Origin of the sequence: Providencia sp. PROV073 (genome assembly GCF_033688125.1) — a bacterium.
Taxonomy (GTDB): domain Bacteria; phylum Pseudomonadota; class Gammaproteobacteria; order Enterobacterales; family Enterobacteriaceae; genus Providencia; species Providencia hangzhouensis.
In genome coordinates, this window is sequence record NZ_CP096353.1 from 1418611 (window position 1) to 1432207 (window position 13597).

A 13597-nucleotide genomic window follows, 5' to 3' on the forward strand; every position below is an offset into this window, starting at 1 on the left:
TTTGTTCTCTTATTTTCTTGATGGAAAGAAAGCCATGTTTAGCCCAATACAAAGGAAAAATAGCCAATAAATAAGTGATGGACATAAGTTTAAAATAGGTGTTTTTTAGCCGCGATTAAAAATTTCATAAAAACTTTGTCTAGATCACATAAATTGAATGTTATTTCAAATTTAGTTGTAAATGAAACAAATATTTCATATACATTGAGTAACAAGGTAACTCTGTCAGCTAAAGAGAGGCAACATGGAACAGATTCATAATTTCATTGGTGGTGAGATAGTATCCAGCAAAAGTGGGCGTTTTGCACCGGTATTCAACCCAGCAACGGGTGAGCAAATTGCTCAGGTTGTACTTAGCAGTGCCGATGAAACAAAAAAAGCAATTGAGATTGCGAATAAAGCATTCCCTATATGGTCAAAACTTTCCCCTTTGAAACGTTCTCGGATCTTATTCAAATTTAAAGCATTGCTGGAAGAGAATATGGATGAACTGGCTCGTTTAATTTCAAGAGAACATGGTAAAGTTTTTTCTGATGCGGTAGGTGAATTAACTCGTGGTTTGGAAGTCGTTGAATTTGCATGTGGTATCCCTCACTTACAAAAAGGTGAGCACTCAGCCAATGTTGCTACCGGTGTTGATAGCCACTCATTAATGCAACCTCTGGGGGTATGTGCGGGAATTACACCATTTAATTTCCCAGCAATGGTACCGATGTGGATGTTCCCAGTGGCTATTGCAACAGGCAATACCTTTGTTTTAAAACCATCAGAAAAAGACCCTTCTTTAGCATTAGGATTAGCTAAATTATTAAAAGAAGCAGGTTTACCTGATGGCGTATTTAACGTTGTTCAAGGGGACAAAGAATCTGTCGATGTGCTCTTAACTGCGCCAGAAGTCCAAGCCGTTAGTTTTGTTGGTTCAACACCTATTGCTGAATATATTTACACGACGGCATCTGCTCATGGCAAACGCTGTCAAGCACTCGGTGGTGCAAAAAACCATTGTATTTTAATGCCGGATGCGGACATGGGGCAGGCGGCTAATGCCATTATGGGCGCGGCATTTGGTGCAGCGGGCGAACGTTGTATGGCATTATCTGTAGTCTTAGCCGTCGGTGATGAAACAGCAGATGCGCTCATTGCTAACCTGAAAGGTCAAATTGCTAAAATGTCCGTCGGGCCAGGTATTACGCAAGGCAAAGAAAATGATATGGGTCCCGTCATTTCAGCACAGCACAAAGCTAAAATCTGTGACTATATTACTAGCGGTGAAAAACAAGGTGCGACGTTATTAGTTGATGGCCGTGATTTTAAAGTGAAAGGCTTCGAAAATGGTTATTTTGTAGGACCAACATTATTTGATAATGTCACTCCTGAGATGGACATTTATAAAGAAGAAATTTTTGGGCCTGTCTTAGCCGTAGTGCGTGTTCCAGACTTCGAAACGGGTTTGAAACTAATTAACCAACATGAATATGGAAATGGAACGGCTATTTTCACCCGTGATGGTGAAACGGCTCGTGAATTCCAAGAAAATGTCCAAGCTGGAATGGTTGGGATCAACATACCGATTCCAGTACCGATGGCATTCCACAGTTTTGGTGGTTGGAAACGTTCTATTTTTGGTCCATTAAATGTACATGGAAATGATGGTGTTCGCTTCTATACTCGCATGAAAACAGTCACTAGTCGTTGGCCTGCAAGTGTTCGCTTAGAACACCATGAAAGTAGTTTCACAATGCCTACCATGGAATAAATGGAGACCCGTATGAATAAGCAGAAAATGACGACAGCTCAAGCGTTGGTTAAATTTCTAAACCAACAATATGTTGATGTTGATGGTGAGCAGTATCCGTTTATTCAGGGAGTATTTACGATTTTTGGCCATGGTAATGTTGTGGGTTTAGGTCAGGCGCTTGAAGAGGCGCCTGGGCATCTACGTGTTTATCAAGGTTGCAACGAGCAAGGCATGGCACATATTGCGACAGGCTTTGCCAAACAAAAAAAACGTAAACAAATTTTTGCGGTTACGTCCTCTGTTGGCCCAGGTGCTGCGAATATGATCACAGCTGCCGCAACAGCTACGGCGAATCGCATCCCACTGTTATTACTACCTGGCGATACTTTTGCAACACGTCAGCCAGATCCCGTTTTGCAGCAAGTTGAACAGTATGGCGACGGAACAATAAGCACGAATGATTGTTTTCGACCTGTCTCACGCTATTGGGATAGGATTTCACGGCCTGAACAGCTAATGGCAGCCATGGTTAATGCAATGCGGGTGTTAACGGATCCTGCGGATACTGGCGCGGTAACCATTTGTCTACCTCAAGATGTTCAAGGCGAGGCGTGGGATTACCCCGATTATTTTTTCCAAAAACGCATCCATCGTATTGAACGTAGACCACCGACAACGGTGAGTATCGAAGAAGCCGTTCATCTGATCCGCAGTAAGAAAAAACCATTGCTCATCTGTGGTGGTGGGGTACGTTATTCCGAAGCTCACGAGGTATTTTTACAGTTTGCTGAAGATTACCGTATTCCATTTGGCGAAACCCAAGCGGGTAAAAGTGTCGTCGTTGCTAGTCATCCCTTGAATATGGGTGGAATTGGCACTACAGGTGGGTTAGCCGCAAACTTGTTGGCTAAAGAAACTGACTTAGTGATTGGGGTGGGGACTCGCTTTACTGATTTTACCACCGCATCTAAATCTTTATTTAGTCATCCAAATGTAACCTTCTTAAATATCAATGTTGCGGAATTCGATGCAAGTAAGTTAGATGCTTTGAAAGTTGTTGCAGATGCCAAAGAAGCACTTCAAGCACTGGATATAAAGCTGAAAGATTCTCACTATGAAGCTCAGTGGGGGGATGAAATTCAGCAGTCTAAACAACAGTGGAAAAATGAGCTGGAGCGCTTGTTTAGTATACAGTATCGGCCATTAGATTTTGTCCCTGAAATTGCAGGCCATCTTGATGATAAACTTGAAGAATACCGTAAAACGCTAGGTACAGAACTGGCACAAACACGGGTGCTAGGCTTGATGCAGCAATACATGGAAGACGATGCCATTATTGTGGGGGCAGCAGGTTCATTACCGGGAGATTTACAACGTATTTGGCTACCAAAACAGCGAGATACCTATCATCTTGAATATGGTTATTCATGCATGGGGTACGAAATTGCCGCCGCTGTTGGTGCTAAAATTGCTGCACCGAAACAACCGGTTTATGCGATGGTCGGAGATGGCTCTTATTTAATGCTACACAGTGAATTACAAACCGCGATTCAGGAGAACATTAAGATCACCATCTTATTGTTTGATAACGCGGGATTTGGTTGTATTAATAACCTGCAGATGAGCCAAGGTATGGGAAGTTTTGGTACAGAGAACCGACATCGAAACCCACAGACGGGGTTGATGGATGGGCCGTTAGTGAAGGTCGATTTTGCTAAAAACGCAGAAAGCTATGGCTGTAAAAGTTATCGGGTACATGATGAGGAACAATTGATTGCCGCACTGGAAGACGCAAAGTCCCATTCGGGCTGTGTATTGATTGATATTAAAGTACTTCCGAAAACAATGACCGATGGTTATGAAGCTTGGTGGCGCACAGGCACGGCACAAGTTTCTAAAAAGCCTCAAATAGTTGCTTCCGCTGAAAAAATTAAACAGATGGTTGAAAATAAAGTTCGTCTTTATTAATCAACGTATTGGGTTAGTGCTTTGTATTATCGTAATAACTCGACGGTGTTTTTACCGTCGAGGAGTGTTCTTCGTTTTCTTAATGAGTCAGATGTAATTAAGTAGGGTAGTTACTGGAAATTTAGCAAGGATTGCTTTGGTGTTAATTTACATAGTGGTTACCACTTGTGGCTCTATATTCGTCATACTTCAAGTTGTATGGGGAATGCTCTGCGCTACCCGCCCACGCAACTCGAATCATTTGGATTATATACCCAGCTTAGGCTGGGGTTTTTTATGGATTTAATAGTTTAAAAATAATTTAATTGAAATATATGTTTTATTTCGAGACGAAGGAAGAGCAAAAAAAGAAGTTATGGAGAACTAATGTGCCAGCAAACACAGACTTTATTGTTAAATGCTGTTCGCTTACATTGTTAATTTGTGATCTGAATAACACTAAAAATACACTTTAATATAACATTTGTTATCTAGAGCCCAAAAATATAATTTTCAAAAAATTATAAATTGAAATGAATGTTTTATTTGGTATATTTCGTAATATCCAAATAGTGGATTTAAGGTATCAAGGAGCATTTGAATGTTCAATATAGCACTATTCGGCGCAGGACGTATCGGACAGGTTCATGCTGTTAATATTGCCGGCCATAAAGAAACCAAACTTTACTCTGTCATCGACCCTTACCAACCCAATGCGGTTGCCTTGGCTGAAAAATACCAAGCCAAAGTTCAGACAACAGAAGAAGCAATGCAAGACCCTAATGTACAGGGTGTTTTAATCGCTTCAGCCACAGATACTCACGCTGATCTAATCGAACTAGCAGCCAAACATAAAAAAGTGATTTTCTGTGAAAAACCTGTTCACCTCGACCTTGAGCGTGTGAAGCAGTGTTTAAAAAGCGTAAAAGAACATAACGTTCCACTGTTTATTGGTTTTAACCGTCGCTATGATCCTCAATTTCGCCACTTGAAAAATTTATTCCAACAAGGCGCGATTGGTAAAGCAGAATCTTTAATTATCACATCTCGTGACCCGTCACCACCACCTGCAGAATATGTTAAAGTCTCCGGTGGTATGTTCAGAGATATGACTATTCATGACTTTGATATGGCGCGCTTTATGATTGGCGAGGAGCCTTGCTCTGTCTACGCACAAGGCAGCAATGTTGTTGACCCTGCGATCGGCCAAGCCGGTGATATTGATACCGCGTTTATTATCTTAAAATTCCCATCAGGCGCAATGGCGACCATCTCTAACAGCCGTCGTTCAGGTTATGGCTATGACCAACGCATTGAATTACATGGTGAAAAAGGATTATTAACGGCTGGTAATATTAAAGAGAATAGTGTTGCGCTGTTAAGTGAAGTTGGGTGCTTATCGGCCAAGCCAGAGTATTTCTTCTTACAACGTTACCATGAAGCATACCAAGCAGAATGGCAGCATTTTGTTGATATCTTAGCAGGCCGTGCGGAATCTGAAACGACAGGGACCGATGGTGAATTGGCTTTATATCTTGCAGACAAAGCACTGGAGTCACTCAAAACAGGTAAAGAAGTTAAATTGTAATTAATGCGGTAATACTATTTAACTTGATTATAGACTTGCGGTTAAAAATTAATTTTTGGCCGCAATAGTAAATATATTCATTTATTAATGAGTATATAAAATACTGATATTACATTTTATTTAATACTCTTTAGGCTTTCAATATTCCGAGATTAATTGAGGCTTTTTATAATCTTACTTTCTTTAATTTAACTGATGTATTTATCGTTTTAAATTTGCGAAAACTATTTTCAAAGAGTTTATCGATCAGGCCTAAAGCTAGCAAAGTAGCGATTCAAACCAGAGTGCCAGAAACTTATTTCATTATTTAATATTTAATATTTAACATTAAACATTTATTTAAATATTGAAAAATTGTTTTTTTGGTAAGACATAATGATTCAAATAATAAGGTAATAATATGTCATTAATCATGAATCTCAATCAACAACAGAGAAAAAGGTTGCACCAAATAACCTTGGTTGCAACCTTTGGTGGATTACTATTTGGTTATGATACTGGTGTCATTAACGGTGCATTTTCATCACTGAAAGAAAACATGGGCTTAACGCCAACCACGGAAGGGCTGGTAATGAGTGTCCTATTAGTGGGCGCAGCATTAGGTAGTGTTTGTGGCGGACGTGTAGCAGACTTTGTCGGGCGCCGTACTTATTTGCTTTACCTCTCATTTCTGTTTTTATTTGGGGCATTTTTATCTGCGGCAGCCCCAAATATTGAAGTTCTTCTTATTGCTCGGTTTATATTGGGCTTTGCGGTGGGTGGTGCCTCTGTGACGGCACCGACATTTATTTCTGAAGTGGCTCCGACTGAAATGCGGGGGAAACTCACTGGGTTAAATGAAGTTGCTATTGTTATCGGGCAGCTAGCAGCATTTGCTATTAATGCGATTATCGGTTCAATTTGGGGCCATCTTCCTGATGTTTGGCGTTATATGCTGTTAGTACAAGCCGTGCCCGCGTTGTGCTTGCTATTTGGTATGTGGAAAGCGCCTGAAAGCCCACGTTGGTTAATGAGTAAAAACCGTCGTGAAGAAGCCTTGAAAATACTGAAGCAAATTCGTCCTGAAAAACGTGCAATTCAAGAATATGAAGATATCGTGACGTTATTAGATGTTGAAGCTGCGGAAGCTAAACGTCATCCGAATGCCAATAAACAAAATTTAGCGTTAATTTTTAATACACCTTGGATTTTTAAATTGGTTTTAATTGGGATGGTGTGGGCGGCATTACAGCAAACAACTGGGGTTAACGTTATTATGTATTATGGCACAGAAATTCTCAAAACAGCGGGTTTTTCTGAGCAAACATCTTTAGTTTTCAACGTATTAAATGGTGTTTTTTCTGTTGGTGGTATGGTGATAGGGGTGTTATTCCTTGTTGACCGATTTAAACGTAAGACACTGATTGTTGGTGGTTTTGCGCTAATGGCATCGTTACACTTATTAATTGCAGCTACAGACTACTTTTTAACCGGGGATGTTAAAGCAACATTAATTTGGTTACTTGGCGCGGTGTTTGTTGGGGTTATGCAAGGAACGATGGGCTTTTTAACGTGGGTGGTACTTGCTGAGCTATTCCCACTTAAAATTCGCGGGTTATCCATGGGGATCTCGGTCTTCTTTATGTGGATTATGAATGCGATTGTGAGTTATTTATTCCCTGTATTACAAGCAGAACTTGGTTTAGGTCCGGTATTCTTAATTTTTGCGGTAATAAACTACTTAGCTATCGTTTTTGTCGTGAAGTTATTGCTAGAAACATCAAACAAATCATTAGAGCAATTAGAAGAAGAGCTCTCATCAATGTAATTATTACTTATTGGTGGTGTGAATATACCTAATTAACTTAATCGAGGGTTGGATATGATAGAACAACTAACCACAAGTAATTTGCATTTAGGTTGTCAGGCAAGAAATAAAGCTGAAGTACTCAAAATGGTTGGTACGGAATTTAAAAATAAAGGTTATGTTGATAGGGATTGTGTACATTTCTTAACGGAAAGGGAGCAACAGATATCAACATTCTTGGGGAATGGCATCACGTTGCCACATCTACCTAAGTCCGCCAATGATATTATCTTGCATACCGGTGTTGAAATTTTTCAATTTCCTGACGGTGTTATTTGGGACAGAACCAATGTGATGTTCATTGCCATAGGCGTGATTGCAAAATCAAGGGAACATATTGATGTACTTAGGGAAATTGCGTTGATTTTTAGTGACGAATTTATTGCCAATGCACTGTCTCTGACCTCAAGTAAAGAAGAGTTTTTAAGTATTCTTCATCGTTAATTTTTAGTTTTGAAGAGAGAATGGGATCTTTGCCAGATCCCATACTCAATAAATTTCATTTTTAGTTATTCTATTTCATTTTATTCCATCTCATCACGACTCTATTATTTTTCCTTTCTTTAAATTTAATATTTATTTTCTTATAAATTAATTAATTACACTAAAAATTAACGTTAGATCACATAATGAAATTAATGTTTCTAATAATATTGAAAATGAAACGAATGTTCCGTATAACATCATTATTGAAATAAAATCTGGAACGAATATTGGGCCAGCTATTGCACTACAAGAAATGAGCGAGAGGTAGAACAGATGAAAGAGATCCGTATCGGGATGATAGGTACTGGCTATATAGGACGAGCTCATGCCATTGCTTATGCACAAGCACCAACCGTTTTTCCATTGCAGGGGAAATTGGTTCGCGAAATGATTGCAGAAATTACCGCTGAGCTAGCACAAACCCGAGCTCAGGAAATGGGTTTTAATCGTGCAACGGATGACTGGCGCAAATTAGTTGCAGATCCAAATATTGATGTAGTGGATATTTGCTCGCCTAATTTCCTGCACAAAGAAATGGCAATGGAGGCAATTAAGCATGGTAAACATGTTTATTGTGAAAAACCATTAGCACTCAATTCTGAAGATGCCAAAGAAATGGTCGAAGCGGCTAAACAAGCCGGCGTCTTAACGTTAGTGGGTTTTAACTATATGAAAAACCCAACTTCGCAGCTAGCCAAAGAAATCATTGCAAATGGCGAAATCGGGGAAGTTATCCATTTTTATGGCACTCATAATGAAGATTATATGGCTGACCCTAGCGCTCCAATTCACTGGCATTGCTTTAAAGAAAAAGCAGGGTTAGGTGCTTTGGGGGACTTGTCTGCACACATTATCAATATGGCGCAATTCCTAGTAGGGGATATTGAAACCGTCTGTGGTGATATGGAAATTGTGATTAAACAGCGCCCTGAAAAAACGGGTTCAACCGTTATGGTTACGGTTGAAAATGAAGACCAAGCGCATGCCATGGTACGTTTTGCTGGTGGCGCAATGGGCGTCATTGAAACTTCACGAATCGCAGCTGGCCGTAAAATGGGGCTAACCTATGTGGTGACCGGCACCAAAGGAACGTTGTCTTTCACTCAAGAAAGAATGGCAGAGCTAAAGCTCTATCGCCATGATGAACCTAGCAACCGCCAAGGTTTTAAAACAATTTTTGTTGGACCAGAACACCCGGATTATGCACCATTTTGTAATGCTGCAGGTCATGGTATTGGCTTCAATGACCAAAAAACAGTTGAAGTGCGTGATTTAATTGATGGCGTTGCAACAGGGCAGCCAATGTGGCCTGATTTTGAAGAAGGCTGGAAAGTATCACGAATATTAGACGCGATAGCACGTTCATATGACGAACAACGTTGGGTTAACGTTAAAGAAATCAATTAATTCTGTTGTAGTTAAGGGGTAATTAATGGATAAGCAGAAGAAGTTAGATGTTATCTGTATGGGCCGTATTGCCGTTGACCTGTACGGACAACAGATAGGTTCTCGTTTAGAAGATGTGAGCTCGTTTGCCAAATATTTAGGCGGCTCTTCAGGAAACGTTGCATTCGGCACTGCAATACAAGGATTGAAATCATCAATGCTTGCCCGTGTGGGGGATGAACACATGGGGCGCTTTTTACGTGAGGAGTTACAGCGTGTAGGCTGTGATACTAGCCATCTTATTACAGACAAAGACAGATTAACGGCATTAGTTATCTTAGGGATTAAAGATCAGGATACTTTCCCATTAATTTTCTATCGTGATAACTGCGCAGATATGGCGATTACGCCAGACGATTTCTCTGAAGAATATATTGCATCTGCACGCTGCTTGGCAATTACAGGAACGCATTTATCTAACCCGAAAACTCGCGCGGCAGTACTAAAAGCGTTGGAATATGCTAAACGTAATAATGTCAAAACAGCCATTGATATTGATTATCGCCCGGTCTTATGGGGACTGACCTCTTTGGGTGATGGTGAAACGCGTTTTATTGCTTCCGATAGTGTCACGCAACAACTGCAAGACGTATTATCGATGTTCGATTTGATTGTCGGTACAGAAGAAGAATTTCATATTGCAGGCGGGACGACGGATACCGTACAAGCACTTAAGAACATTCGCCAATTAACGGATGCGGAACTGGTGTGTAAACGCGGCTCTCTTGGCTGCTCGGTATTTAGTGGTGAGATCCCAGAAACGTTGGACGAAGGGATCACCGTTCATGGTGTGAGAGTTGAAGTTCTCAACGTATTAGGTGCCGGTGATGCATTTATGTCTGGCCTACTTCGCGGTTATCTAAACGGCGATGGTTGGGAAAAAGCCTGCGCTTATGCGAATGCTTGTGGGGCTCTAGTGGTTTCGCGCCATGGCTGTGCGCCTGCAATGCCAACAAAAATCGAGTTGGATAATTACCTTGAGCGTGCAGCTGCAGTTCCACGCCCAGATCTTGACCCGATGCTTAACCATTTGCACCGTGTGACTTCACGTAGCACACAATGGAATGAACTTTGTGTTATGGCATTTGACCACCGCATTCAATTTGTTGATATGGCACGCCTCGCAGGGGTTGATATCTCTTGCATTCCAACCCTGAAAAAATTGATTTACCGCGCTAGTAGTGAAGTGGCCGAAGAGGCAAATCTGCAGGGGAAAGCAGGGTTACTCTGTGATAGTACATTTGGCCAAGACGTATTGAATGATGTAACCGGCCGTGGTTGGTGGATAGGCCGCCCAATTGAGCTACCTGCGTCAAGACCATTATGCTTAGAGCATGGGAATATTGGCTCTCAGCTGATTAGCTGGCCAAAAGAGCATATTGTCAAATGTTTGGTATTTTTTCACCCAGAAGACAACCATCCACTGCGCTTAGAGCAAGAAAAAACGGTTCAAGAAGTGTATAGCGCTTGCTGCCAATCAGGGCATGAATTGTTGCTCGAGGTGATATTGCCCGCAGATATGGAACGCAACGATGAGCTGTATTTACGCGCAATCAAACGCTTCTATAACTTAGGTATAAAACCAGATTGGTGGAAATTGCCACCACTACAAGCGCAAAACTGGGATGCAGTTGATCAATTAATTCAAGAACGTGACCCTTATTGCCGCGGTGTCGTGCTCTTAGGACTTGACGCACCACAAGCTGAGCTACAAGCAGGCTTCAACGCAGCCGCTGGGAAATCAATCGTCAAAGGATTTGCTGTTGGCCGCACTTTATTTGGTAAGCCTTCGTTGGAGTGGATGAAAGGTGAAATCAATGACGATGAGCTGGTGCAGAAAATCAAAACCAATTACTTAAACCTGATAGCCCTATGGCGTCAGCGTAAATAATATTACTTTTACCTACACAGGAGCTTCATCATGGCAATCCAACTTGGTATCAACCCGTTGACATGGACGAATGATGATTTACCCACTTTAGGGGCAGAAACGTCTCTAGAAACATGTTTAACTGAAGGTCGTCAAGCGGGTTTCGCTGGTTTTGAGCTAGGTAATAAATTTCCACGTAAAGCGGAAATCTTAGGGCCGATCTTAAAGCAGCATGATTTACAACTGGTTTCAGGCTGGTATTCGGGAGAATTATTATCTCGCAGTGTGGAAGAAGAAATTGAAGCGGTACAAGAGCACTTAGCATTGCTACGTGATTTAGGCGCTAAAGTGATGGTTTTCGCGGAAGTGACTCACTGTATTCATGGCGACCAAAACAAACCTGTTCATATGCGCCCATTGTTCCCAGCCGATAAATGGGAAGAATACGGTAAAAAATTGACCGAATTCGCAAAATATACTTTATCTCAAGGGGTTAAGATTGCCTATCATCATCATATGGGGACAGTGATCGAGTCCGCAGAAGATGTGGATAATTTAATGAAACATACAGGGGATGAGGTCGGTTTATTACTGGATACAGGGCATTTAACCTTTGCCGGTGCAGACCCGGTTGAAGTGGCAAAACGCTGGGCAAAACGTATCAATCATGTGCATTGCAAAGATGTCCGTGCAGATGTTCTAAAAGATGTTAAAAACCGTAAAACCAGTTTCTTAAATGCAGTATTAGCAGGGGTGTTCACGGTACCCGGTGATGGCTGCGTTAACTATCCAGAAGTGTTTAAAGTATTGAAAAATAGCCAATATGAAAATGGTTGGTTAGTGGTCGAAGCAGAGCAAGACCCTGCGATTGCACATCCATTGACTTATGCCACATTGGGTTACAACAATTTGTCTAAATTTGCTAAGGATGCGGGCTTAATCTAAATCGTCGTCGTCATATTTCAGTCTGTGGCGTTGTTAGCTTTGTTTGCTGACTCTAGCCACAAACTGAACTGTTTAATTGATGAAACGGTTAGTAACTGAAAAGAATTACATATCTAGAACCTAAAAAGTGTCAGAGGAAAGTTATGTCAAAATTATTGTCGAAATACCATGCTCCAGATGCACATAAGCGAACTCAGCATATCACTCCGAAAATCGCTAACTGGGGATATGTTCACTTTGATGTTTATGAATTAAAACAAGGCGAGTCTATCTCCTTGCCTGCCTCTGAAAATGAAATGTGCTTAGTGCTGGTGGCGGGGAAAGCGACAATTAAAACACCGAATCAAGCGTTTGAAAATATTGGTGACCGTATGGATCCTTTCGAGCGTAAAAAGCCGTATGCGGTGTATGTTACAGCGCAAGAGTTTGCTGAGGTCATGGCGGATACCGACCTTGAATTGGCAGTTTGCAGGGCAAAAGGAAAAGGAACTTACCCAACTCGTTTAATTGGCCCTGATGATATTGGTGCGGAACAACGTGGCCATGGTTATAACAAACGCTATGTGCATAATATTTTGCCGGATGATAAAGCCGCTGATAGCTTATTAGTCGTGGAGGTCTTTACAGATGAAGGCTGCACTAGCTCTTATCCAAGCCATAAACATGATACCGATAATGAACCCAATGAAACTTATCTAGAAGAAACCTATTATCATCGTTTAAATCCTTCCCAAGGTTTCTGTATGCAGCGCGTTTACACGGATGATCGCGAGTTAGATGAATGTATGGCGGTGTATAACAAAGATGTTGTTATGGTACCAAAAGGGTATCACCCAATGGCGACAGTGGCTGGTTATGATAACTATTACCTTAATGTGATGGCAGGGCCAACCCGTAAGTGGTTATTTACATGGGAAAAAGACCATAACTGGGTGAATAGTGAAATCTATGCAGCGAAACATAGTGAAAAGTAAGTTAAAGTAGAAATATGTGAATTAAGTTCTGTTATCTATCTTTGCCGGTAAATATTTACCGGCTTTTTTCGGTTAAACTTAATATGCTGCAGTAAATTGTTGGCGAATGAACTGCCTATTATTTACCTCATCAAGTACAGCTACCGCAAAATCTTCAACTGATATTTTCGCAGGAACGTTGCCATTCATCAGCAATTGTTCGCCTCCAAGACGGAAGGTTTCTGTTCTTTCTCCTTCCTCGAGTATTGCGGCTGGGGAAATGTAGGTCCAATCCAATGAATCAATGGATTGTAATTGGTTCTTAAATTCCCTCATTGCTTGAGCGCCTGGTTTTATTTCGGCAGGAAAATCGGGGGAATCAATTAAATCAATACCTGAAGCAATTTTTAGGCTTCCTGCACCACCGACCACAATAAATCGTTTTACCATCGATTTTTGTACTGCTTGTAAAATGGCCTGGTTTCCTGCCACGGTATCTTGATACAAATTCGGATTTTGCCAGCCACCATTAAACGCGCTGATGATGACATCCTGTCCTTTAAGCCGAGAGGTTAACCATGGGATATCTGTAATATCACCAGCGGCGGTGATTAAAAGAGCGTGCTGAAATAATTGATTACTATGACGAGAAATAGCCGTCACTTGGTGGTGCCGAAGCAACGCTTCAGCGACTAATGCTCTGCCGACAAAACCCGTTGCGCCAATAATCGATATTTTCATCTTCAGTTCCTCTTTGCTTGAGTGCCTCACTCAAGAA

10 protein-coding genes are annotated in these 13597 nt (G+C 41.2%); 9 read left to right on the forward strand and 1 reads right to left on the reverse strand.

Annotation, left to right across the window (positions count from 1 at the left end):
* Window positions 1-244: 244 nt before the first annotated feature.
* From M1F17_RS06280 to iolB, 9 genes are all read left to right on the forward strand, one after another.
* Window positions 245-1756: a CoA-acylating methylmalonate-semialdehyde dehydrogenase gene (locus M1F17_RS06280; RefSeq protein ID WP_318837317.1), complete on the forward strand. Its 1512-nt coding sequence runs from the start codon at window positions 245-247 to the stop codon at window positions 1754-1756.
* Between the two features lie 12 nt (window positions 1757-1768).
* Complete coding sequence (gene iolD / locus M1F17_RS06285; protein ID WP_318837318.1) at window positions 1769-3706, forward strand: 3D-(3,5/4)-trihydroxycyclohexane-1,2-dione acylhydrolase (decyclizing); 1938 nt, start codon at window positions 1769-1771, stop codon at window positions 3704-3706.
* A 580-nt stretch (window positions 3707-4286) separates the two neighbouring features.
* Window positions 4287-5273 carry an inositol 2-dehydrogenase gene (iolG, locus tag M1F17_RS06290; RefSeq protein ID WP_144140963.1) on the forward strand — a complete coding sequence of 329 codons (987 nt, stop codon included), beginning with the start codon at window positions 4287-4289 and terminating at the stop codon, window positions 5271-5273.
* A gap of 400 nt (window positions 5274-5673) precedes the next feature.
* On the forward strand, window positions 5674-7080 hold the full coding sequence (locus M1F17_RS06295; protein WP_318837319.1) for a sugar porter family MFS transporter: 1407 nt from the start codon (window positions 5674-5676) through the stop codon (window positions 7078-7080).
* A gap of 54 nt (window positions 7081-7134) precedes the next feature.
* Window positions 7135-7563 carry a PTS sugar transporter subunit IIA gene (locus tag M1F17_RS06300; RefSeq protein WP_004262128.1) on the forward strand — a complete coding sequence of 143 codons (429 nt, stop codon included), beginning with the start codon at window positions 7135-7137 and terminating at the stop codon, window positions 7561-7563.
* 315 nt (window positions 7564-7878) lie between these two features.
* Window positions 7879-9012, forward strand: coding sequence for a Gfo/Idh/MocA family protein (locus tag M1F17_RS06305; RefSeq protein WP_094961343.1), 1134 nt, complete (start codon window positions 7879-7881; stop codon window positions 9010-9012).
* Window positions 9013-9037: 25 nt separating this feature from the next.
* Window positions 9038-10942, forward strand: coding sequence for a bifunctional 5-dehydro-2-deoxygluconokinase/5-dehydro-2-deoxyphosphogluconate aldolase (locus M1F17_RS06310; protein ID WP_110592175.1), 1905 nt, complete (start codon window positions 9038-9040; stop codon window positions 10940-10942).
* A gap of 30 nt (window positions 10943-10972) precedes the next feature.
* Window positions 10973-11866, forward strand: a complete 894-nt coding sequence (gene iolE, locus M1F17_RS06315; protein WP_144140965.1) for a myo-inosose-2 dehydratase — start codon at window positions 10973-10975, stop codon at window positions 11864-11866.
* A 143-nt stretch (window positions 11867-12009) separates the two neighbouring features.
* Window positions 12010-12840, forward strand: coding sequence for a 5-deoxy-glucuronate isomerase (gene iolB / locus M1F17_RS06320; RefSeq protein WP_004262120.1), 831 nt, complete (start codon window positions 12010-12012; stop codon window positions 12838-12840).
* A gap of 78 nt (window positions 12841-12918) precedes the next feature.
* On the opposite strand, the gene M1F17_RS06325 is transcribed toward iolB, so the two are convergent.
* Window positions 12919-13560 carry an NAD(P)-dependent oxidoreductase gene (locus tag M1F17_RS06325; protein WP_004262119.1) on the reverse strand — a complete coding sequence of 214 codons (642 nt, stop codon included), beginning with the start codon at window positions 13558-13560 and terminating at the stop codon, window positions 12919-12921.
* Between the last annotated feature and the right edge of the window lie 37 nt (window positions 13561-13597).